General features: G+C 52.8%; 23 protein-coding genes. 9 read left to right on the top strand and 14 right to left on the bottom strand.

Features of this window, described 5'->3' with window-relative positions:
• Positions 1–15: 15 nt before the first annotated feature.
• A complete protein-coding gene (locus tag ACR64Q_RS09285) occupies positions 16–564 on the bottom strand; it encodes an MAPEG family protein (RefSeq protein WP_313734434.1) in 549 nt (182 codons plus the stop codon).
• Between the two features lie 51 nt (positions 565–615).
• Here ACR64Q_RS09285 and ACR64Q_RS09280 point away from each other — a divergent pair, with 51 nt between their 5' ends.
• Positions 616–1,089 carry a winged helix-turn-helix transcriptional regulator gene (locus tag ACR64Q_RS09280; protein ID WP_313734433.1) on the top strand — a complete coding sequence of 158 codons (474 nt, stop codon included), beginning with the start codon at positions 616–618 and terminating at the stop codon, positions 1,087–1,089.
• 436 nt (positions 1,090–1,525) lie between these two features.
• Here ACR64Q_RS09280 and ACR64Q_RS09275 read toward each other — a convergent pair whose 3' ends face one another.
• The 3 genes from ACR64Q_RS09275 to ACR64Q_RS09265 form a co-directional block, all read right to left on the bottom strand.
• A complete protein-coding gene (locus ACR64Q_RS09275; RefSeq protein ID WP_313734432.1) occupies positions 1,526–2,482 on the bottom strand; it encodes a GlxA family transcriptional regulator in 957 nt (318 codons plus the stop codon).
• Positions 2,483–2,594: 112 nt separating this feature from the next.
• The gene (locus ACR64Q_RS09270) at positions 2,595–3,362 is read right to left on the bottom strand and encodes a DJ-1/PfpI family protein (protein WP_313734431.1); all 768 of its coding nucleotides are present in this window, start codon (positions 3,360–3,362) and stop codon (positions 2,595–2,597) included.
• 243 nt (positions 3,363–3,605) lie between these two features.
• Complete coding sequence (locus ACR64Q_RS09265) at positions 3,606–3,944, bottom strand: hypothetical protein (RefSeq protein ID WP_313734430.1); 339 nt, start codon at positions 3,942–3,944, stop codon at positions 3,606–3,608.
• A 233-nt stretch (positions 3,945–4,177) separates the two neighbouring features.
• Between ACR64Q_RS09265 and ACR64Q_RS09260 the strand changes: the two genes are divergently transcribed.
• Together ACR64Q_RS09260 and ACR64Q_RS09255 are read left to right on the top strand one after the other, a co-directional pair.
• Positions 4,178–4,576 (top strand): YybH family protein, encoded by a 399-nt coding sequence (locus tag ACR64Q_RS09260; protein WP_313734429.1) that lies wholly within the window; start codon positions 4,178–4,180, stop codon positions 4,574–4,576.
• Position 4,577: 1 nt separating this feature from the next.
• On the top strand, positions 4,578–5,063 hold the full coding sequence (locus ACR64Q_RS09255; RefSeq protein ID WP_313734428.1) for a P-loop nucleotide/nucleoside kinase family protein: 486 nt from the start codon (positions 4,578–4,580) through the stop codon (positions 5,061–5,063).
• A 10-nt stretch (positions 5,064–5,073) separates the two neighbouring features.
• On the opposite strand, the gene ACR64Q_RS09250 is transcribed toward ACR64Q_RS09255, so the two are convergent.
• The 3 genes from ACR64Q_RS09250 to ACR64Q_RS09240 form a co-directional block, all read right to left on the bottom strand.
• A complete protein-coding gene (locus tag ACR64Q_RS09250) occupies positions 5,074–5,445 on the bottom strand; it encodes a TfoX/Sxy family protein (protein ID WP_313734427.1) in 372 nt (123 codons plus the stop codon).
• Between the two features lie 157 nt (positions 5,446–5,602).
• The gene (locus tag ACR64Q_RS09245) at positions 5,603–7,378 is read right to left on the bottom strand and encodes a serine hydrolase domain-containing protein (RefSeq protein WP_483823313.1); all 1,776 of its coding nucleotides are present in this window, start codon (positions 7,376–7,378) and stop codon (positions 5,603–5,605) included.
• Positions 7,379–7,666: 288 nt separating this feature from the next.
• Positions 7,667–8,140, bottom strand: a complete 474-nt coding sequence (locus ACR64Q_RS09240; RefSeq protein ID WP_313734425.1) for an Lrp/AsnC family transcriptional regulator — start codon at positions 8,138–8,140, stop codon at positions 7,667–7,669.
• A gap of 162 nt (positions 8,141–8,302) precedes the next feature.
• Between ACR64Q_RS09240 and leuA the strand changes: the two genes are divergently transcribed.
• A complete protein-coding gene (gene leuA, locus ACR64Q_RS09235; protein WP_313734424.1) occupies positions 8,303–10,021 on the top strand; it encodes a 2-isopropylmalate synthase in 1,719 nt (572 codons plus the stop codon).
• A gap of 27 nt (positions 10,022–10,048) precedes the next feature.
• Positions 10,049–10,867: a class I SAM-dependent methyltransferase gene (locus tag ACR64Q_RS09230; protein WP_020481712.1), complete on the top strand. Its 819-nt coding sequence runs from the start codon at positions 10,049–10,051 to the stop codon at positions 10,865–10,867.
• A gap of 84 nt (positions 10,868–10,951) precedes the next feature.
• Here ACR64Q_RS09230 and ACR64Q_RS09225 read toward each other — a convergent pair whose 3' ends face one another.
• The 6 genes from ACR64Q_RS09225 to ACR64Q_RS09200 all read right to left on the bottom strand — a co-directional run bounded on the left by ACR64Q_RS09225 (position 10,952) and on the right by ACR64Q_RS09200 (position 15,827).
• Entirely contained in the window at positions 10,952–12,130 is a 1,179-nt protein-coding gene (locus ACR64Q_RS09225) for a helix-turn-helix domain-containing protein (RefSeq protein WP_020481713.1), read from the bottom strand.
• Complete coding sequence (locus ACR64Q_RS09220; RefSeq protein ID WP_200860422.1) at positions 12,127–12,756, bottom strand: hypothetical protein; 630 nt, start codon at positions 12,754–12,756, stop codon at positions 12,127–12,129. The genes ACR64Q_RS09225 and ACR64Q_RS09220 overlap by 4 nt, the downstream gene beginning before the upstream one ends.
• A gap of 208 nt (positions 12,757–12,964) precedes the next feature.
• Complete coding sequence (locus tag ACR64Q_RS09215) at positions 12,965–13,456, bottom strand: cupin domain-containing protein (protein WP_026146810.1); 492 nt, start codon at positions 13,454–13,456, stop codon at positions 12,965–12,967.
• 35 nt (positions 13,457–13,491) lie between these two features.
• The gene (locus ACR64Q_RS09210; RefSeq protein ID WP_020481716.1) at positions 13,492–13,992 is read right to left on the bottom strand and encodes a DinB family protein; all 501 of its coding nucleotides are present in this window, start codon (positions 13,990–13,992) and stop codon (positions 13,492–13,494) included.
• Positions 13,989–14,873 (bottom strand): branched-chain-amino-acid transaminase, encoded by an 885-nt coding sequence (gene ilvE, locus ACR64Q_RS09205; RefSeq protein WP_020481717.1) that lies wholly within the window; start codon positions 14,871–14,873, stop codon positions 13,989–13,991. Before ilvE ends, ACR64Q_RS09210 begins: the two co-directional genes overlap by 4 nt.
• 15 nt (positions 14,874–14,888) lie before the next feature.
• Entirely contained in the window at positions 14,889–15,827 is a 939-nt protein-coding gene (locus ACR64Q_RS09200; protein WP_020481718.1) for a DMT family transporter, read from the bottom strand.
• 147 nt (positions 15,828–15,974) lie between these two features.
• Here ACR64Q_RS09200 and ACR64Q_RS09195 point away from each other — a divergent pair, with 147 nt between their 5' ends.
• The 4 genes from ACR64Q_RS09195 to ACR64Q_RS09180 all read left to right on the top strand — a co-directional run bounded on the left by ACR64Q_RS09195 (position 15,975) and on the right by ACR64Q_RS09180 (position 19,984).
• Positions 15,975–17,387: an aminotransferase-like domain-containing protein gene (locus ACR64Q_RS09195; RefSeq protein ID WP_020481719.1), complete on the top strand. Its 1,413-nt coding sequence runs from the start codon at positions 15,975–15,977 to the stop codon at positions 17,385–17,387.
• Between the two features lie 409 nt (positions 17,388–17,796).
• Positions 17,797–18,453, top strand: coding sequence for a transglycosylase SLT domain-containing protein (locus ACR64Q_RS09190; protein ID WP_152428788.1), 657 nt, complete (start codon positions 17,797–17,799; stop codon positions 18,451–18,453).
• Between the two features lie 18 nt (positions 18,454–18,471).
• Positions 18,472–18,783 (top strand): flagellar transcriptional regulator FlhD, encoded by a 312-nt coding sequence (locus ACR64Q_RS09185; protein ID WP_020481721.1) that lies wholly within the window; start codon positions 18,472–18,474, stop codon positions 18,781–18,783.
• A 625-nt stretch (positions 18,784–19,408) separates the two neighbouring features.
• Entirely contained in the window at positions 19,409–19,984 is a 576-nt protein-coding gene (locus ACR64Q_RS09180) for a hypothetical protein (RefSeq protein WP_026146813.1), read from the top strand.
• A gap of 10 nt (positions 19,985–19,994) precedes the next feature.
• Here the strand turns inward: ACR64Q_RS09180 and ACR64Q_RS09175 are convergent, their stop codons facing one another.
• Complete coding sequence (locus ACR64Q_RS09175) at positions 19,995–23,192, bottom strand: conjugal transfer protein TraG N-terminal domain-containing protein (RefSeq protein WP_313734423.1); 3,198 nt, start codon at positions 23,190–23,192, stop codon at positions 19,995–19,997.
• Between the last annotated feature and the right edge of the window lies 1 nt (position 23,193).

Here is a 23,193-nt window from a genome sequence, read left to right as displayed (position 1 = left end):
AGATTCCATCCAAGCTTAGCCAAACCCAACCACCGTCGCAAAGCGAAACCAAAGCGTGCCCAGAATGATGCAGCTTGAAGCCCAAGTCGCGAAGCGATATGGCACCCAGTTTACTGCCATATAGATAATGGCATGGATACACCTGAGTACAACAAAAGCCCAAGCAAGGACGATTTGAACGTTGTCGGCTTCTTTCACTATAAGCATCAATAGGCAAATCACATAAAAAAGCGCTGGTACTTGCATTAGATTATTGAAAGTTCGAGCGGGACGTTCGAATCGATCATCAGCTGGGATATCGGACTTAAAATCCGCAAAATATCCGATCGATGCATGCCCGCGAATAACCGCGACATTGCGCGCAACGACCATAATCAGCCAAACCAAAGCCGTCAGCGTAAAGAGCGCGGCCATGGGAGAAACGAGCAATTCCGGTCGTACAGAGTGATGTTCACCGGCTAATAGCCAGAATAACCAAGCTACGACCGAGCTGACAATTATGCAAGGAGCTGCGTAAATCCGCAGCAACGAGATATTGGTGGCAGTAGAATTTATTGGCGACATAGACGATTTCCTTATGAACGTGGTTTGCGGAATAAGCCCTGGTTGATATACTTGCAATATGCAACCAATTATCCCATTTCAATTGCAAAACGCAAGCAAATAAGCCAGATGTCCGACTTGAAGCTCGAAAATAGATGTCCAATAGATTATGCCCTCGAAGTGTTCGGAGACCGATGGACGCTGATCGTACTCCGCGATCTGATGCTAAGCGGCAAACGGCACTACCGAGAGCTGATGACATCGAAAGAAGGAATCGCAACTAACATTCTGGCTTCGCGATTGAAGAAAATGGAAGCGGACGGACTCGTTATCCGCAAACATAAGCCCGAAGACAAACGCCAAGTGTTTTATGAACTAACGGACAAAGCACTTGATCTGGTCCCTGTGCTACTCGAAATTAGCCGCTGGAGCGTGATTTACGACAAACATACGGCAGCCCCACCGGAACTCATGCGCCGTTATCATGAAGAGCCGCAGCAGCTAATAGCAGATTTGCAGGAAGCGGCACGGGTCCGGCAAACCTGATCGTGTTTGCAACAAAAACGAAAATTCGGAGTGGCAGTCTACTCCTTTTGTCAGATCAAAATTTTAGGGCATTTTTAGAACTTTCATCGCCCCGAGATTTTGGACTACTAGCTGATACCAGCCATCAGCAAGACCGGCGACAGTCGGAACAACTTGTTAATTTGAATTTTCATGACTCTAAAAATCCACCGTATTGGTTGATCGCGGCCTGTTGCTTCGGCGCCTTCTTCAATCCGCCGGCGTTTTGCTAAGAGGCCTGACACCCAAGGCCGTTGCGACAATCCCGGTCGAACCGCACTTTCCGCTCCAGGCAGCGCTGAGTTTTTCGTTGACCACGATCGGTTTTCTCGGTGCTATCGTGCTAATAGCGCGAGCGGTTTGGATAGCGCATTGGGCGAAGAATTGAAAGCCGTTATTCTTAGCCGAGGCTAAGCGACTAGCCGCCGCGTGATTTACGGGCGGCGCGCCGCAATTCTTGCGAAGTACGTCCGAACACATTCAGACAACTGCGACACATTTTTTCCGCGGAACCAAAACCAATATCCCTGGCGATTTGCTCGAGCGGCTCCAGCGTTTCTTCGATTCTGGCCCGCGCAACTTCCAGCCTAAGCCGCTCGATGGCTTTCGCCGGCGTCATTCCGGTGGCATTAAAAAAAGTCCGGCTAAATTGGCGCGGACTAATGCAAGCCACTTCGGCGAGGCGCTCAACGGATAAAGGTTCGCGGAGATGGTCGCGGGCATAACAAAGTACGTCTCTAACCCGACCGGACGTTGGCGTGATATCCAAGATGGCCGAAAATTGCGACTGACCGCCCAGGCGGCGGTGGTAGACCACCATATCCTTCGCAACGCCTTTGGCGACCGAGGAACCGAAATCGTCCTCGATCAGCATCAATGCCAGATCTATTCCGGCGGTCAATCCGGCCGCCGTCCAAATATTGCCCTCTCTGATATAAATCCGGTCTATATCGACCAACACTTTGGGATAGTGCGATTGCAATAATCCCGCGTACCGCCAGTGAGTGGTCGCTCTGCGGCCATCCAGCAATCCGGCGGCGGCGAGAAGAAACGCACCGGTGCAAACGCTGACGACGCGATTGCCACGGCGGGCGCTTTTCGAAAAGAAGTCCTTGGTTAAGTCATTCAAACCATAGACATGTGCCGTTGGACCGCCAACAGCCACGATGGTCTCATTGTCGCCAACTTCGGCGAATTTCTCGCTAGCCATAGTTAAACCGGCCCGGTCTTTGATCGAGCCACCCGTCGCGGACACCACGCTAAATTCGTATTGGCCGCCGTAAAGTTCGTTTACCAAGTTAAATGCCGAGCATGGACCGCTTAAATCGAGCAATTCGAATTCCGGATAGACAAAAAAAATAATTTTTCGCTTCATTTACGTTAAGCCGCTAGGAACTTGCCTGTTTCTGAATAGAGTTTACGCCCGGATGTGGTGAATAGTGCCGCCTGGAAAATAACGGCAACGGCACTGTCCATTTTAGCTAATGTTAACCTTGAGCCTGTCCGGTATAGGCTGCGATTGCCCCTCGGCTATACTCCTGAATCATATCGGCGATTAAACTGGAATAGTTCTCGGCGATAGCCTTGCCGGCATTTTCAACCGTGCCAGGTCCAAGCGGCGGATGCGGGTCATATTCGACGACCAAGTTGGCCAATTCAGCGAATTCGCGTCCCAAAGCGATATCCGCCACCATCAAAGCGGCTTCGAAACTGCCGATGCTGGGTCTCGCGGTATAAAGATTACCATCCACCACGACGCTGCCACCAGAGGTCACCACTTCCGCCGCGCCCAGCTTATTCAATAGCGGCAACGAATTGACGCTGGTCGTCACGCGCTTGCCTTTCAAAAGGCCGGCAGCTCCCAGCAAAACCACACCATTACAAACGCCGATCACATACTTAGCCTGACGGCCTTGCTTGGCGACGAAGGCAATCACCTCGGGATCGCTGGTAGTTTCCGGTGCCAGCATTGGAACGGCCAGCACATCCAGCTCTTCTGGACAGTCTGAAAACGTTGTGGTCGGTTTGGTCCACCAAGCCGGAAAGCCTTCCACCAGATCTAGCGATTTCCACAGCAAATGGATTTCGGCACCAGGGCAGAAGCCGAAAACCGCCTGAATCCCGACCATGTCCATCGGTAGGAATCCCGGCCCGATCACGATACCGACCCGAAATGGCCGGGTGCCCGGAGGGGACATGGCTTGTGCGAAGCGTTGATAGGAAGGAAGTGGCTGGGAATGGGACTTTTGCATCATTTGTTCTCCAAAAATATTAGGGATTTCGGGGCTAGTCACCCAAACGCATGATGACAATTTCACCTTGATTCCAAAATGACATAAAAGCCGCAATTTAGGACATTCTGTAGCGAGGGGCCAGAGTTAATCGGCGAGATCGAACTCAAAACAGCCGAATCCAATTGGCGAGCATGAAAGCGATGCAGCAGCAAACCGCATTCGTCGTCTCGCGCACGGTTTATTGATCTGCGGCGTTTGGGAGGGTCATGCATTCGCCAGTTCCATGAGCTTGGAAATCGTCCTCCAATTGCGGCTCGTCATTGCCATGCCTAGCTGTTTTTCGGCCTGAGCCGCCAGCGCATCCAGGTTGTGGTTGGCCAATGCCGACAGCAAAAAAGCTATTGGGCTAGATTTCCGCGCCGGAAAGGGATTGAATAGCACGGCTTGTTCTCGTGCCACCAGTTCCACCAACACTAACTGCCGCTGGAATCCTTGGTGTTGTTTTATTGCTCGGCAGCCGCGTGTTCCAATGAAATCCACCACTAATTCCGATATAGACGCGGCTATGATTTTGATCTCCTGGGTTCGGCCATAAGCAATCATTTAGGTAGAGCCGGTTTTGTATTCCTAAAAATGCGCAGCTAGTTTATCGATTGATCGGCACTATGAACTCTGTTAGCATCCCATCATGACTAAACTGTTCCCAACCCTGCTGGCTATTATTACCACCATTTCACCAATGGTGGGTTAGCACGTTTACTTTCTACTGCAACCCGCCCTGAGGCGGGTTTTTTATTGCCTGTCTCTTGGGGGCTTACCCTACCAAGGAGATCGATATGGCATACCATCCACTTAAACAAGTTATCGAAGCTGCTGACAAAGCAATCACTGAAGAGGACTTCGATTCATTGATGGCTTTCTACGCAGACGATGCAACGCTTGTCATCAAGCCAGGCTTGATTGCAACAGGCAAGGAACAAATCCATAAGGCGTTCCTCGCAATTGCCGAATATTTCAACCATAGTCTTGTGGTCAAGCAAGGCGCGATGCATGTCATTCGGAGCGGGAATACGGCTCTAGTAATCATGGAAACCGTTCTGGAAACGACCGATAACACCGGTGTGACGAGTTGCATCTCACGACGCGCCACCTATGTATTCCGGGAGGACCCTGCCGGCAAGTGGCTTTGTGTTATTGATAATTCGTATGGCACTGACTTACTGGGAGCCATGTAAAATGTCAAAACTACTGCCAACACTGCATCTGCTCTGCGGAAAAATCGCCTCTGGCAAATCGACATTGGCAAAGGAACTGGCCAAGACTCCGGACACGGTGATCCTCAGCGAGGACACTTGGCTTGTACATCTATATCCAGACGACATCAAGACTGTGGCGGACTATGTTCGGTGTGCTTCGAATTTGCGTGGCGCGATCGGGCCACACGTGACCGATTTACTTCGTATAGGTGTGTCCGTGGTATTGGATTTTCCAGCCAACACCGTCGCAAACCGAAAATGGATGAGATCTCTTATCGACAGAGTCGAATCGGAGCATGTACTGCATTTTCTTGATGTGTCGGATGACAAATGCTTGACACGTTTACGTGCGAGAAACACGTCTGGCACTCACGCTTTTGTAGTGGCTGATACCGAATTTGACCTAATCACGAATTACTTCGTAGCCCCTCAGCAGGAAGAGGGTTTCAACATTATTCGATATTAGGTGTTCTGAATCAGTCTAAATGACGTATCACTGTCGTGTCCGTTTTGCTTTTGCGTTTTTTACGCTGAGCCCGTAATGCCGCATCGTACGCGCGGCGCGCCCAGATAGCGGCCTGCTCGCGCTCTTCCATAAACTCAGCAGGTGCCTTGTAATACGACATTTTCGCCATCTTGCCTTCCCGCTGATAGGCGAATTGCGCAAGCCCCTGTTCCTCGAAAAACTTTGCATTTTCAGCATCCGCCTTGAGATAAAGGGTCTCGTCGGCCACCAGGGCAAACATCAAGCCATCGTGGTAGACCCCATAGCCCCCGAACATCTTGCGGATCTGAATGCTCCCGAACAGTTCGAACACTTCCGGCAGATAGGCGATAAACTCGCTCATCGGAATAACTCTTGATGGATGATGGCACGATTAGAAACACTCATAAAACCCGTTTTGACTGGCGGCGGCCGCTAATGGCAAAGCTTACGCATTGATAAAACGTCCAAGCGAGTGAAATGCCAACGCCATAGGAGACTGTTAATCCTGAAGGTTTTACTCATTTCTTCCGCAATAAATATCCGGAATACGCCACAAAATCTTGGCCATTGATCGTCTCCAGCCGAACGGTTTCCTGCATGCCTCGTCCCAGCCCAAGAATGACGGCTGCATTTTCCGATACCGGTGCAATGGGAAAAGTCAGATTATTAATGTCGAAAGTGGGGATGGAATACTCCAGCATCAAAAAACCGTCCCGTTCGCGTATGGCGCATTTTTCCGGAACCATCGCCTCGCCTTCGGCAAGATTCACAATCTCGTAATCGCCCAGACGACTACGCATGGAGTCGGGAATCGGTACGGGTTGAATTTTTTCGCCCAACACAAAGGTTTGCCCTTGCCAATGGGCCAGCGCCAGGTCATGACCGTCGACATGGCGCACCGACACGCCCACTTCGGTCAGTTGCTTGGGTTGTAGCGGTATCAATCCCAACAGCTTGTAGCGAATGCCGAATTTGCCATCATCCCTGCCGACCAAATCCATGCTGCTGCCGTTCAACTCGGTGGACAGGGTATCGCCATCCGCCGTTAACTTGATGTAGCCCAGCGCGGTTGCATATTGCCCGGCCGCCAACTGCTGTTCTTGCGGGGTTAAGCCGCGGGTTTCGACCACGGGTGTTTCGGTTTCCTCCGGCGGCGGCATACCGGTTTTTATCGCAACCGCCAGTTTTAGGGCTTTATCGGTGACTTTGTCGATCAAGTCGCCGGTGGGCGGGGAATTCGCCAACACGACCACGCCCAGCTTGTGTTCCGGCAGCACCGTCAGCAGGCTCCGGTGAAAAAGTGTGGCTCCGCCGTGTGCGGCGACAGCGCCGATACCGGGCTTGCTGGTTAAGAACCAACCCAAACCGGTTTTGGTACCGACATCCAGCGCCACATCCTGGTTTTGCTGGCGCAGCATTTCATGTAGGGTTTCCGGCTTGAGTATTTGCCGGCCATTGGTTTTGCCGTCCGCCAAGACCATGGCGATAAAGCGGCTTAGGTCCAAGACATTCGCGTTCAAGCCGCCGGCCGGCATATCGCGCAGTGCCACTTCCGTCTTTTCCTGATCATTCTTATAGGCTTTCGAGGCCAGTTCCCCCTCGATGCCAAGCGAAAATGCCGCATTCGTCATCCCAAGCGGTTTTAACAGCTGCCAGTCGGCATAACGGCTGAAATCCTGGCCGGTAAGCTGTTCCAACATCGTCCCTAACAAGGTGATGCCCAGATTCGAATAGGCCCAGATACGATTGGGCGGATAGGCGACGTATTCGTCTTTCAGCGTGCCGACAAGCTGACTGAACGGCGCAGGGTTGTTAGTCCACATGCCGTTCCCCCTATCGCCCGGCAAACCGGAATGATGGGTCATGATATTGCGCGGCGTAATCGGCCCGGCATCCGGGAAGCGACTTTTGATGGCAAAATTCGGCAGATAGGTTTGCAACGGTCGATCAATATCCAGTTTGCCTTGCTCGGCGAGTTGCATCACCAGCGTATCGGTGAAGAGCTTGGAGATGGAGCCGACTCGATAAACCGTTTCCGGTGTCGCGGCAATCTGCCTGGCTTGATCGGCATAGCCGAAACCTTGCGACCAGACGACCTTTTGATCGTCCACCACGGCAATACTCAAACCTTCCACGTCCTGTTCGGACATTTCCTGCTCAATCAGCCAGGCAAGATGAGCCTTGAGGTAACTATAATCGCCGCGTTGTAAAGTATCCGGCTTTAGCGGCGGAGAACCGGCGCAACCGCTTAGCAAAAGCAATATCGCGCTTAAATAGGTCAAATAGGTTTTCATCTGGTCCTTGAAGGGGTGATCATCGATTAGTCGGCCAGCAAGATGTTAAGCCCGTGTAGCGGGGCTGCGAGGCTTTTACCAAAGCCATGTTGGGACGAGGATAGTATTTGGCGAGCCCATTACAGTCAAACGTTTTAACAGTGCGGCCTTGAGCCTACGCGATGGCAGACTTTAACATCGGAAGTAGTTGCGCGTTGAGTGATGATTGCAGTGTTCATTTTTTGTGTAACGGTTTGAGTCAGTGTTTTGCCATGTTAGCAAACTCGGCCAGCAATGGGTTCGGAACGATCATAGCCCAACCCCGACCGGAAACGCCGTCTTATCCACCACGCGCCGCAACACGAAGCTGGAATGCACCCCGGTCACGCCGGGAATACCGGTGATGCGTTTCAGCAGCAATTCCTGGTAGGCGTCCAAGTCCTTGACCGCCACCTTGAGCTGGTAGTCGGCGGCCTGGCCGGTGATCAACAGACATTCCATCACTTCCGGAATCCCGGCAACCGCCGCTTCAAAGGCGCTGAAACGTTCCGGCGTGTGTTGGTCCATCGAGATGTGGATCAAGGCCATCAGCGTCAGACCCAAGGCTTTGGCATCCAACAGCGCTCGATAGCCGACGATCAACCCGCCCTCCTCCAACGCTCGCACCCGTCGCAAGCAAGGCGACGGCGATAAGCCGATGCGATCAGCCAACTCCTGATTGCTGATGCGGCCATCGGCTTGCAGGATGTTCAAAATTTGCCTGTCGTAGCGATCCAGCTCCATAAAATACCCGATATTTACATATTAAAACAATTAAATAAACAATATTCAAATTATATAGCAATATTCTATCAATAATCTGTGTTTTATATGGCATAAACGCAATCGCCTAGCGGACGGTTTGGCTTATCTTATCGGCATCCCATTGACCGAGAGTAAGCAGCCATGTTGACCGACCCTTCCCGCAAATATCGCCCATTCCCGCCGGTGGCGCTTGCCGACCGCCGATGGCCCAATCGCACGATTACTCAAGCGCCGATCTGGATGAGCACCGACTTGCGCGACGGCAACCAAGCCTTGTTCGAACCGATGAACGCCGAACGCAAACTGCGCCTGTTCCGCACCTTGTGCGACATCGGTTTCAAGGAAATCGAAGTGGCGTTTCCGTCGGCCTCGCAGACTGATTTTGATTTCGTGCGCCGCTTGATAGACGAGGCATTGATCCCCGACGACGTCACCATCGAAGTGCTAAGCCACGCCCGTGAGCCGTTGTTGCGCCGCACTGTCGAAGCTTTGCATGGCGCGCGCTCGGCCATCGTGCATATCGTCAACGCCACATCCCTACCGTTCCGCGAACTGGTATTGGGCATGAGCCGGGCCGAGGTGTTGGCGATGGCCGTCAATGCGGTGCGTCTGGTCAAACAATTGACCTCCGAACAGCCGCAAACCCAATGGCGCTTGCAATACAGCCTGGAAACCTTCAGCGCCACCGAGCCGGATTTCGCCGTCGAGTTTTGCGATGCGGTCAGCGCCGCCTGGGGCGCGACACCGGACAACAAGATCATCTTGAATTTACCGTCGTCGGTGGAAACGGCGACGCCGAACGTCTACGCCGACCAGATCGAATGGATGCACCGCCATATCTCCCGCCGCGACAGCGTTATCCTCAGCGTGCATCCGCACAACGACCGCGGCACCGCGGTAGCTGCCGCCGAACTGGCATTGATGGCCGGCGCCGAGCGCGTCGAGGGTTGCTTGTTCGGCAACGGCGAACGCACCGGTAACGTGGATTTGGTGACGCTGGCGTTGAATCTGTATACCCAAGGCGTGACGCCGGGCTTGGATTTTTCGGACATCAATGTGGTAGTGCGTGATTTCGAGGCTTGCACCGGCCTGACCGTGCCGCCGCGCCAACCCTATGCCGGCGAACTGGTGTTCACCGCCTTTTCCGGCTCGCACCAGGACGCCATCAAGAAAGGCTTTACCGCCCAACATCCCGGTAGCGTCTGGAACGTGCCGTATCTGCCGTTCGACCCGGCCGACGTAGGCCGCGGTTACGACGCGGTGATCCGCATCAATAGCCAATCCGGCAAGGGCGGAATCGCCCATTTACTGGAAAACCATTACGGCGTGGTACTGCCGCGCCGTTTGCAGGTGGAGTTTTCGCAAGTGGTGCAAGGCCATACCGACCACCACGGCGGTGAAATCGGTGCGGAACAGTTGTGGCAGCTATTTGCCCAGACTTATCTCGATGTGGCAAAGCCCTTGCGTTACCTCGACCATCAATTGTTCGAGCATGCGCAAGGGCAAGGCATACATCTGCAAATTGAATGGGACGGCGAACCGCGCAATTTAGCGGGCGTGGGTAACGGACCGATAGCCGCGGCCGTCCAGGCTTTAGGCTCGCTCGGCGGCGCAGTGTCGGTGTGCAGCTACGAGGAACGCTCGGTCGGCAGTGGCGGCGATGCCCAAGCCTGCGCCTTTGTCGAACTAACGGCTGCGAACGGCCCAACCGTCTTTGGCGTCGGCATGGACGCTAACATCGTCACCGCATCGATCAAAGCCCTACTCGGAGGCTACAACCGTTTGACCAAAGATACAGGCTTTCAGCGATATCACGAGTTAGAAAGAGGCGGTTTTACCGCGCTAGCGCGCCAGCCGTAAACCCTACGAAGTGAAACAGGAGGAAAATTGAACACTTACCGCTGGAACGCCCAGGATTATGCCCAAAACTCGCAAGCCCAACAGCAATGGGCTAAGGAACTGATCACGCAATTGCAGTTAAGCGGCCACGAAAATGTACTGGACTTGGGTTGCGGCGATGGCAAAGTCACGGCTGAAATCGCCAGAATCGTCAATCGCGGCGCAGTGGTCGGCATCGACAACTCGGAAGCGATGATAGCGCTGGCCCAAAGCCGATACCCGAAGCAGCAATATCCCAACCTGTCGTTCCAAGTCATGGATGCGGTGAACTTAAGCTTTGCTGACTGTTTTGACGTGGTTTTCTCCAACGCGGCGCTGCATTGGGTCAAGCAACATCAACCTGTGATCGGCGGCTTATACCGAAGCCTGAAAACCGGCGGCAAAATCCTGCTGCACATGGGCGGCAAAGGCGATGCGGCCAACATGCGGGCGGCGATTGACCGGGTCAAGGATTCGGCGCCATGGTCGCAGTATTTTGTCGGCTTCGAGTTTCCGTATACCTTTTCAGCGGTCGATGAATACCCGGTGATGCTGGACGCCGCCGGCTTTAATGTCAAACGGCTCGAACTCGTCGCCAAGGACATGAACCACGACGGACGGGAAGGTCTGGCGAGCTGGATTCGAACCACCTGGCTGCCGTACACGCACAGGATTCCCGAAAACCATAGAGAATCGTTTATCGAAGCGGTCTGTTCGAGTTACCTAGATCAAGTGCCGTTGTGTGCGGACGGCCAAGCCCATGTGGCGATGGTCTTGCTCGAGGTCGAAGCGGAGAAATCGGCAAAACTTAAGCCGACGTTTCCCTGAATAGCGAAGCATATTTGGAGGTGTGAGAGGACTTTGTTCGTGCGAATATGCTTCGGTATTCGCACGGTCTATTTACCTGGAGAATTATTTGACAATAGTCAAATTTGGTCGCCTCGCCGACTTGCCATCCGCAATGAGATCACGATCCTTTCGACCACCAAGTGCTGTAAGCATTAGTCCGAATGTCAGTTCATCTATTTCTTGAGGTAAAACCATCAATTCACTAGCGACATCATTTTTAGAAACCCCTTCCGCTCGTAATGCTGCAAATACCTTCGATAAGACTTGCGAAGTTTCAAAAGACGATCCATCCGGTTCTTTGTTACGCCCATATTGGGATAGTTGCACGCAAAGAGTTCTATAGGTCCAATCCGTCGTGAGACCAAGTGAGTGCAATCGGTAGTTCAAGGCAGCAGCGGAAACCGTCCAATATTTCTTGTGAGCTATTAGGCTGGGTAGCGTAGCCGAACGTGGTGCGTTTGCCAAAATGCTCTTTCTAGGCATAAGGAACGCTGAGGCAAACGCATTTGCATCCCTTTCCGCCTCTTGCCCCTGTGGCGCGCCGTGCCTATGCATAATCAAATGTCCCAGTTCATGCGCGGCATCGAAACGGCAGCGTTCCGCTGTCTTGTTGGTGTTAAGAAACACGTACGGCTTACCGCCATACCACATCGAAAATGCATCAACTTCCCTGGCATCAATAGCCAACGAAAATACGCGTATACCATTTGACTCCAGCAATGAAATCATGTTCCTAATTGGCAATTCTCCTAGCCCCCAATAATGCCTGAGTGCATCGGAGTAGGCTTCTGGATCATGCTCTTCACCTGCTGCTGGATATAGATCGCCTTGATCCGACCTGGGAGCCGCTTGTGAAATTGAGCTCGCTCGTAATCCATTTCTGTCGAAATCAGGCATCTTGGTTTGAGGTAAGTCAAAGCGTTGTTCAATCCATTCGCTCAACAAGAGAGCAATGCTTCCAGCACCAAGCGCCATAGCTCGTTGAGATGATGTCATTTTTGTCAAAGCTCTAAAACTCGCAATATCCGGTTTTAGTTCATCCACATCCGAAGCACAGAAAAAGGCCACGGGAAAACCCAAGACGCGAGATATTCGATTTACGGTTTCAGGTTCGGGAATGGTAGCTCCACATTCATAAGCGGATACCGAACGTTCTGAAACTTCAATTCGCTCTGCGAGTGCGCGCTTTGTAATGCCACGGCGCTTTCTAGCCAAGGCAAAGCGAGTGGAATTAAACATCATGAAGCCTTACGTCGGATTGGAACGTCAATTTCCGGAACATCAGGCATGTTGACATCAATAAAATCACCTTCGCGCGGAATGACAGGAAGGATTATGCGTTCCTTCCAAGCCTTTATTTTTCCATTTGAAATCAGAGAGGGCAATGATAATTCAGCCCGGACTTCTTCATCAGATAAATGTATCAGTAATACCCAAGTGCTTAAGCCCGCTTTTTCGATTACTGGAGGCAAAAACTCGGCAAATAAATCAAATTGATTGTTAGCACTAATAGCATCAATCGTATTGATACCTTTAGGACATTTGTTCGAAGGGCTAAGGTGAGCAAGGCCTGTGCATTCATCGCCAGTTGTAACGGCAATCGCAAGATTACCAATTGAATTGATCGTTAATTCATAATTACCCTGATCAGACTTAAGCCAGCCATCAGGACGTAAATTATCGCGCAATGCTGCAACTGTCTGCGCCCACATAGAATAACCAAAGAATATTCGAGGATGATTTGCAGTTAGCAGGGTTCTAGCCAAATATCCCTGCCTAACTGCTTCTGATAAAGTGGTCACGGTCAGATCGAGCTGCGAAAGGCGGTTAGTTACATCGGAAAACTCGGTACGAATAGGTACTAGCACAATAAATATCCTTGAAGGAATCGTCGCAATTGACTTCCGGTTATTAGACCTCATATGAGGTTAAAAAACAAGAAGAGACATTCCATTCGTTGTTTCTAAATTGGCTATAACCGATTAACACCACTTTTTAATTCATCCAGCCTAATAGCTCAGGGTTCGCGATAGCGTTCCCTGACAATTTGACTGGCGGCGAAAAATTTCAAAGCGTTCAATATGGCGTACCGTCCTTGTGGGCGAAGCGGAAGCTATTATCGACAAACGCAGCCAGCAAGTCGTCGTCCGGGTAGACGACTTGGTCACCCGCGCTGCGGTCGCCGATTTCCAGATAGACGACGTCGCTCGCCGTTTCGTTGACCAGCCGGTGGGCGTCGCCGCTGCCGGCTTTAAAACCGGCGCACATGCCGGGCGACAAGGGCGTGGGGCCGGCGTCGGTGTACAGGGTTGGGCAGCCTTGCAAGATGTAGATGAACTCGTCCTGTTTGGCATGAGCATGGCGCAACGCGGAAATCGCGCCGGGTTCCAACTTGGTCAGATTGACACCGAAGTTTTGCAGGCCGAACAAATCGCCTAACGCCCGCTTTTCCCGACCTTCCAACCGGGCGCCATGCACGTCCAAAATGGCTTGCGGATACAAAGATTTTCTCGCCCGTGGCGGCACTTGCTCCGCTACGATGGCAATTGGGAACGTTGACTCAGTCATTCGGAACCATCCTAAAAGGGTTAAAAAATGCAAGCTTAGTCGACAAACGGCGCACAGATATAATCGATGGCGCCGTAGTCGCAACCGCACTGGCTTAGCAACGCGGTGATTTGGCCGCGGTGGTGGGTTTTGTGGATCAACAAGGTGGTCAGCATGGTAGCTACAGCCAGATTTCTATCCTGCCCGGTGGACAGGCTGCAGAAGGCGATGCGCCGTTGCAAATCGTCGGCTTGCAAGCCTTCGATCCAATCCAGCAAGGCTTGGTCGCAATCGGCTTGCGCCGCCCGCAATTCGCCGAAATCGGCGTAAAGTTCCAAGTCCAAGCGTTGGTATGGCGCCGTTTGATCTTGCAGCCGCGCCAGCCAGACGCGATCGCCCAGCAGCAAATGGTTCCAGGTGCCGTGGATGGAATGGAAAAATACGCCGCGCTCCCGTTTGCGTTCGTCGTCCGTCAAACTGGCGCAGGCGACGTACAAACGCTGGTTGACCCACTGGCTGTAACGCGCCTGCAACTGCAAATTTTCCAATAAATTCATCTCTCGCCTCCGCACTCTTGGTCTATGGTCCGCCGAAAGGCCTGTTGCAAGCGTTGGAACACCGGTCCTGGGCAACTAGGCAATGCACGGCAATCGATACTGGCCACCGCTATCAGTTCGGCGCCGGTGCCGGTGCCGGTCAACAAACATTCGTCGGCGGCGTACAAATCATACACGCCCAACGGCTGTTCGCTAGTGTCGATGCCTTCGGCTTGCGCCAATTCCAGCACTAAATCGCGGGTGATACCTTCCAGTGCGCCTTCGCTGCAAGGCGGCGTCAGCAAGCGGCCATTGCGGACGATGAACACATTGTCGGCGGTGCCTTCGGCCACCCGACCTTGGCCGTTGAGCAGTATCGCCTCGTCGGCACCGGCATGGTTGGCTTCGATTTTGGCGAGAATGTGGTTCAAATAATTCAGGCTTTTGATGCGCGGATCCAGGCCGTCGGCCGGCAAGCGGCGCACCGACGATACGATCAGCCGCGCCCCGGCCTGTTGTTGGCCGATGGCTATCATCGTCAATTGGTCGGCGATGGCGATGACATTGGGCTGCGAATAGATTTTGGGATTCAAGCCCAATGGCCCGGCGCCGCGCGTCACCGTCAGCCGGATATAGCCGTCGTCGTCTGCAAACGCTTCGATCAGCCGTTCGATGACAGCCTCCAATTCCTCGGTGGAGTATGATATTTCCAGCGCAATCGCCCGCGCCGACAGCGCCAGGCGTTGCAAATGCCGTTGCAGACGAAAAGCCCGGCGCCGGTAAAAACGTATGCCTTCGAACACGCCGTCGCCGTAAAGTAGTCCGTGGTCGTTGACCGGGATACACGCTTGATTGGTTGGCAGCAATTGGCCGTTCAGCCAAGTTAGCGAATGGGTACTCATAAAATGCTCCTGATGTTAACGTTGGCATGAAGATTTTCTGCCGGCCAAGACGCAGGCGACGACTACAGAGGCGGTTGCCAATTGTTCAATCTCGACACTTTCACCGATCAACCCCGAACCGGCTGCCATGCTGAGAAACGGCTGCAGCAATTGCAGTTGGCCGATCTGCGCGGTGCCGCCCAGCGCTAAACCGCGATACCAGGCAAAAAATGCCAGATACATGCTGACCACACTGACGTAGGCGAAGCCCAACAGACTAGGCCAGCCGACCAGCTCGATGCGCGACGGCGCGGCTTCCACCACCCACGGCAATAACAGCGGCGCAGTCATCAACAGCGCCCAACTGATGGTTTGCCAAGCGCCTAGCTGTTTCGCCAGCCTCGCGCCTTCGGCATAACCGTAGGCGACGCAGGCAATGGCCGCCAGTAAATACAGATCCGCTTGCTGCAGCCCTGCCGAACCGGAAAGATAGACGAAGACCAGGATGGCCATACTACCCAATGCCGTTGCCAGCCAGAATCGCCATGCCGGCCGCTCGCCCGATAACAGCACGCCGAAACCGGCGGTCAACAACGGCGTCAAGCCGACCACCACGGCACCATGCACCGCCGAAACTTGTTGCAAGGCCAATGCCGACAGTAGCGGAAAGCCAATCACCACACCGCCGGCGGTTGCGGCCAACCTCAGCCATTGACTGCCTTTTGGCAAACGGCCGCCTCGCCACCACAACGCGAATGCCGCCAGCAGGGAAGCGGCGACCGCTCGGCCCAAGCCGACAAATACCGGATCGAGTTCCGCCACCGCAAGCCGGGTAGCCGGCAAGGTCAGGCTAAAACCGAGGATGCCGGCGCAGCCGAACCAATAACCGCGCGTCAGCTCGGAAGGTTGGGGAAGCGTCGTAGGGTTACGGCCGCCAACGGAAAACTTGGCGCGGTTCAACAAGCGGAATTTCATAGTCTTGCCCTGTTTGATTGGAGGGGCTACTTTAGACTATGATCAGACTATCGATACAGATGCAAATTCTGTAAATTACATCGATACAATTTTGACTGATGATAAATTGTATCGATACCTAAACGCCGAAACTGTATTGCAACTGCCATGAATCTTCGTTACGAAAACCTCGCCGAACATTTGCTCAACGCCATCGCGCAGAATCTGTACCGACCAGGGGCACGCCTGCCCAGCGTTCGTCAGCTCAGTCAGCAACATCAGGTCAGCACCGCAACGGCGGTCAGCGCATTGCGGCTTTTGGAGGACCAGGGCCATCTCGAAGCCCGCCAGCGCTCGGGTTATTACGTCAGGCCGCGTCCGCGCTGTTCGCTGCAGGAACCGGCGATTTCGGCGCCGCCCCGCGAACCGTCATTGGTGACGGGTCAGGAATTGGTATTGCGGTTGGTCAAAGCCGCCAACAACCCGAACATCGTGCAATTGGGCGCGGCGGTGCCGGCGGCGTCGTTTTTGCCGACGCAAAAAATGGCTCAGCTGTCGGCCAGCGTCGCCCGCCGTTACAGCCAACGCATTGCCAATTACGAGTTTCCGCCGGGCGCGCCGGAATTGCGCCGGCAAATCGCCCGGCGCATGTCGGAACAGGGCTGCCCGGTCGATCCCAACGACATCCTGATCACCAACGGCTGCCAGGAAGCGATGACGCTGGCCTTGAGAGCGGTTACTAAGCCGGGCGACGTCGTCGCCGTCGAATCACCGACCTTTTACGGGCTGCTGCAAGTTATCGAATCGTTGTCGCTACGCGCAATCGAAATTCCGACCCATCCGCGCGACGGCATCGCGCTGGACGCGCTGCAACTGGCCTGCGAGCAATGGCCGATCAAGGCATGCATCGCGGTGCCCAACTACAGTAATCCGCTCGGCTATTGCATGAGCGACGAACGCAAACGCGCGCTGCTGGAGTTGGTCAACCGCTACCGGATCGCGCTGATCGAGGACGACATCTATGGCGACCTGGGTTTCGGCCCGCAACGGCCGTCGATGGCGAAAAACTGGGACAGCGAGGGACGTGTGTTGTATTGCTCGTCGTTTTCCAAATCCCTGTGTCCCGGTTTACGGGTGGGTTGGCTGGTGGCCGGGCCGTACCTGGAACAAACCGAATATCTGAAATACGTCGGCAATCTGGCAACGCCGACTCACGCGCAATTGACAGTCGCGGAAATGCTGGCCAAGGGCGGCTACGAACGGCATCTGCGCCAGGCGCGCAACCAATACCGGCAAGCGGTGGAGAGAATGACGGCGGCCATCGGCGTTTATTTTCCGTCAGGCACCCGCGTTACTCAGCCGGAGGGCGGCTTCGTGATCTGGGTGGAGCTGCCGGAAACTGTCGATGCGACGGCGCTGAGCCGGCGCGCGTTGCAGCAAGGCATCAGCATCGCGCCCGGCCCGATGTTCTCGGCGACGCAAAAATACCGCAATTTCATCCGTCTCAACTGTGCTGTCGATTGGGACGAGCGGGTCAATCAAGCGTTGGTCAGGTTGGGGCAGATGGTCGGCGAGGAATAGTCCGGATTGTAATTCCCAAATGCCCTGAGTCATCCAAAATCAAGCCTTCGAGTCAATACAGCTCAGCTAGCCAACGAGCGGTTTTATCAAATTAAAGTAACACCTCACTGTCGATTTTGGTCAAGACCCAGAAGCCATTCAAAGCTTTGTGTCGCTATTGACTATATAGCGCCATTTAATTTGTCACTAAACTAAAAGTCGCGCCATAAAAATGCTCTTGGTGGTACACATAATCCTCAGCCACCATCAGCACACCCAAGTCACATTCCTTCCGATCATAAGATCAAGTAAAAAAGCAAGGCCAAACTCAGAGGATCGGCGAAAAACAACTTAAAGAGAGGTTTTTCGAACATATAGAATTTTTGGCAACGTCGTAAACTCGCTTCAAAACCATAACGGTGAGCTCGCGATGTTAATTATTCACATAAAAAAACACGGGGTTAAGCACCCTGGCGTTTCAATCCAAAACCCTATTAAGCATCTTTGGATTGGATTGTTCAGTGGCCTTTACCTCATCAGCCAACCCATGGAATCAATGGCTGCCGATCCCATTCAAGCCAATGGCTACAGCCTACACTCCCCAGCATCTAAAGCTAAATTACAAAACACGCAGTGGGGACAAATTGCCCGTAGACATCGCATTGATCCCTATATTCTGTATGCCGTTGCGCTGACGGAGTCGCGAAAAAACGGTGAACAGAATTGTGTCGTGCCCTGGCCCTGGGCCATCAATAACGCTGGCAACTCCTTTATTCCTAGCAGTCAGCAGGAGGCCAAAGCTTTGCTCAATCAAATGCTGGATCAAGGCAAACGCAATATCGACGTCGGCATCATGCAAGTGAATCTGCGATGGCATGGCCACCGCGTTGCGAAACCCGAACAACTCTTGATCCCGAGCACCAATCTCGAAATTGGCGCTAGCGTACTCTCAGAGGCCATCCAATCGGTGCCAAACAATCTCGCTCATGGTATTGGGCGATATTACAGCTGGAAAAATGAGTCGGCAGCCATCCAGTACGGGCAAAAAGTGATTGCCTTGGCCGATCAAATCCGCGAAATTCTTTAGCCAATAAAGGATTCCACCATGGATGAGAATCTCTACAAACTGAATCTCGACTACCTCATCGTCGCTCAATCCTTAATTTTTTCCGAAAGCGAACAGAAAGCTATGTTCTGCCTGGGCTTAACGGCAGACGCGGTTTCATTGCTCAGAAAGATGCCGCTCGAACAACTGAAGAGCCTGGCACGAAGCGATTGCCTGACCTTTGTTCCCCGTTTCAACTCCCATAAATGGAGCGAATTCCTAAAAACCCCAAAAGCCGAAGTCCCGGATGTACTCGACGCACGAGCGATCGACTTACTGATGCTTTTGTCCGCCCACCCTCCAGAGTCATGAGCAGTCATTGCGCCTTTGCTACTCGGCTCAATGATCAGTATTGGGCCTATCAATTACTGAGACGAAAGTTGCGTACAAAATTGGCCTGCCGGGCCATCAAAACCTTGCGCCCCAAAGACTTGTGTAACCTTTATTTTTCGCTGCACCGAGAAAGTCCAGTATCTGGGCTAGTTCCCAGCATTACGTCGATGCCGCAAGCGCGCGAGTCGTTTCTGTACATGGCCCTATTTGCTTCAATCTATCGAAGCGCTTGTCCGGGTGATATCAGATCGGAAATAGATCTGAACGCTATGATTTTTGCCTGGGATACTTTTTGCACAATCTATCCCAACCATATTCTAGAACGCCGACCGTTTGGCCGCATACGACCTGCAAATTTCGATGAAGCCTGGATTATCACCGAAGCAATGAAAGACGGACTCGCTGAACTACCTTACTGTACAAGCTGCCATTTGCCCTATTTGGTTATTCATGGCTGCAAATACCAGCAGGTCTGCCAAATGTGCGTGCTAAACCAGATGCGTAAATCCAAATACCTCATTGGCTAATTGATTCTTTCCAAGAATATTGGGATAGTAGCCACTAGAATTCAGGATCTGCCGAATATTCGAAGTGGAGTCCACCAATGGCGACATTCTCATCCCAATTAAGCCGAAAAGACACTTCCAAACCCTCAGTCTTTGCCGGACATCATGCTACCGTGATTTGCAACGAATGTAGCCGATCCATGGTGCCTAGAGTAGTCGTTTACTATGGCAGACCAACCAAGTCGGTTTGCCCTTTCTGTGGCGTGACGTTTGCGCGGTTTCCGAGTGGATTGAAGAAGTTTTTGCAGCGTTTTCACACCCGCACATTAACTAAAAAGCACTTTAATTTTTTTAGCTTGGCAGCTGGATTATTTGGATTAACATTCATGGGCAGTTCAAAAGGCATGCTGCCTGAAACACTTTCTACATTTGCCCTATTTGGTTTCGTTACTTTTACTGCCCTAGCATTAGCAGAATTAGTTTTTCAGTGTATTGAACAATTGGCAAATCGTCTTTCCCATGAAAGTAATTACTATTGGGCTACCTTAGTGTTTGTAGCCTGGGTACTGGGGAGTATTAACAATGAACTTACCGTACCAATTATCATGCTCTCATTTGCCATGATTCTGCGAGGGATTATTGTTGGTTTTGGACAAATTCTTCGCAACAAATAATTCATGGTTCTTAATAATTAATTAGTCCTCTAGCTCGATTAAAGCTACTAATCTGATCTATGAGATCCATGCGATTTTGGCCGGCTGCACTCATCAATAACTTTGAAATATTGTTGCCATCAATGTCTCCTTCCTCTTTGATCAATTGTTGTTTTGCTGCGGCCAAATTTCCGCTATATCCTCCACCAACTGATATTCCAGCGAATGCTTCAAACATTGCTGCTCGGTAATATGTTTTTTGACTTGGCGTTAATTTGTCACCGATTTCATTAATTCTTTGGTCTGCCCAAGCCTGGGTAGTTTGAATAAAACCGGAGTAAGATTTAGAGGCTCCGTATTTTACGGAATCCCAAAAGCTTGCTCCGTTCGAGTAAGCTTCTGTAGTATTTGAAGTAAATTCTTTAATGCTTTCAGCACCAGAAGAACCCACGGCTTCGATATTCTTGGCGGTATTATAAATACTCCCTCCCAGGTAATCGTATGTTGCCTCCGCTACCGAAGGCGTGTCATTGGCCGCTGCCGCAATCGATTGCCTAAAGTGCTCCGCTTTGACATTCGCCAATTGACCGAAACCTTCTCTTGAATTTTGTTCACGCTCTGCCAAATTACGATCATGTTGTGCGTCGATATGGGCTTCGCCGCCGGCAATTTTTTCCGTCGCTGAACCAATATGCGCCTGAGCACGCTGATTTAGCGATTCGGTTTCAGCGCGTGGGTCTTTGAGATTGGCCTGTTCGACTGATGCCTGAACCCTGCCAGCTTCCGGAGCGCTGGCTTTCAGGGATTCATTCCGGCTGGCATTCCAGCTTTGATCGGCTTGCGGCGCATTAAACGCATCGCCGAGCAGCTGGTAACCCGAGATTTGCGCCTGGTACGATTGTTGATCGTCCAGCGTGCGGTAGCTGGGTGACGAAAATCCGGTCAATAACGACATGCCGGCGGCCGCATAGGCTTGATCGGCATTGCTGATCCAACCCGACGCTTTCCATTGCGAGGCTAGCCGTTGCGTATCGCCGCGCAAGCCGTATTGATCAAGTGTGCGATCCAGACGTTCCATCAAGCCGAGATCATTCGCAATTTTGTAACCCGTTTCCGCCGCGCCGAAACTGGCTTGCGTTCCGAAGCGTTGTTGGGCCGATAGGGTTTGTTGATAGGATTCGCTGGCGGATACCGCATCGGTTGCGCTCTGTTGCAGTGATGACAACGATTGATTTTGCAATCCCATTGAGGCGACGTTTCGGGTGCCGGTTTGCGCATCCATGGCTAGGCTTTTCGCCAAGCCGGCTTGATAACCCTGACTGTCGTTGACGGTCTGGCTGATGTCGGCGGCAATAGCATCGGATTTATCCTGACTGACTTTGAAATCGTTTTGCAAGCGACCGGAGATTGCGCCGCTCAATTGGTCGCTACCCAGCTTGGCGCCGGCATTGGCGCTGCCGGCAACCAGTGCCGAGAACTGATCCGCGGAAATACCGGTGTCTGCATGCTTCTTGGCAAAGGCCTCTCCGAACTGACGGTTATAGGCATCGGTATAACTGGAACTACTGGTAATCTGATTACCCAGCGAACGGCTATCAAATGCATCACTGGTGATACTCGCCGACTTCGACGCGGTTGACGACACGCTGTTCATGAAACTGCTGGTCGCCTGTTCCGAAGCGCTGTACGCCGACGATACAGCCGCACTCATGTCCTTGCCGGCTGTGAATGTCGGCAGCACCTTGTCGACGCCGGTTTGCGTAACTGCCGATAACGGACTGTATTGATGCTGCGATTGGGCATTCAAGACCGGTGCCGGGCTGATCACATCGGGCGTGGCAATTCTTTCGCTAATGGTGTCGCCGCCGTCCATCCGTCCCAGGAAATGCGTCGCCGTTACCGCACCGCGGTAGATCAGCATCAAGGTAATGGCCGGCGTCGACGCCGCCAGCATGCCGCCGATCGACAGCCATTGCTGCAACTCCATGTCCAGCTGATAAATGCCCATCATTGACGGCAAGTTGTAGGTAGCGGTGGTCAGCGCCGCCATCTTGCCGGCGGCCGACATCTGGATGAACAGATTGATCACCGCCAGAATAGGCATCCACAATTGGATCCACAACAACATCGAGAAGTAGCCGATATTCATCCGGATACCGACATTGCCCAGCATCACCACGAAGGCCATGATCGGGGCAATGGCATAACTCAAGCCTTCGATGAAGGCCATCATGGGCCGTACAATCTTGGCAAACAGGGTTTGCTCGGCGGCCCATTGGGTATTACGTTGCTGAATCGCTTGCTCGACCATCGCCGCTTTATTCCAATGCAAGCCGTCTTCATGCCGGCCGATCACGCCTTTCTCGAACATGGGCATGATGGCTGACATCAGCATGTAATCGGCGGCATCAATGACACCGGGACCGGCCAACGCATCGAATGCATCCTGGATTTTCGGCACCGTGTCGGCCGCCGCCGGTACGCCCAAGGTCGGTTGCAACAACCCTTCCAGCGCTGTCGCAAAATTGCCATTGGCCACCACGCTCAAATCGGCCCAGGCTTCGGTGCAGGTTTTGGTTTGCGGTTGGCCGCCGACATAGATTTGGGTCATGTAGATGTCGGAGTCAAACCTTATCGCATTCAACGGGTCGGCATCCCGCAAGATGGCATCTACCGATTTCTGGTTTAAATCGACACCAGTCAAGGTGCATTCGCGCACGTAATTGGCAAACGAAGTTTCCATGTCGCTGCCGGCATTCGGCACATTGGCCGCCCCCAGATTCACCCGAGACAACAGATTCTTCCGAACTGCGGTCAAGGTCTGCAAACTGTCGGCAAAGCCGTTGCCGGTCATCGACGGTGTGCCAAAGCCTTGTTCGAACAGCCGTGTGGTGCGATAACCCATGTTCGACATCACGCTGCCGACCACCGCCGGTCCCAGCGGTACGTTGTCGACTACCACCACGCTACCGGTATAGGCATCCTCGATCGATACCCGCACCGAAGGCGCATATAGCATCAACCACAACACATAAGCCAGCAATAAATCCTGATAGCGGATGCCGCGGCCATCCCATTGCAACAAAGCCCTGAGCATGACGATGATGACACCGATCAAGCCGCCGACAGCCGCTGCGGTACGGTAATCGCCGGTGCCAGAGATCATCGCCACGGCATTCAGTACAGCTTGCAGATAGGCAGAATCGCCTACGGAAAAGATTTCAAACATA

It is taken from the genome of Methylomonas sp. 2F7, assembly GCF_057126975.1.
Note: the sequence above shows the minus strand (reverse complement) of the source record. Positions and strands in the feature narration are given on the sequence as shown.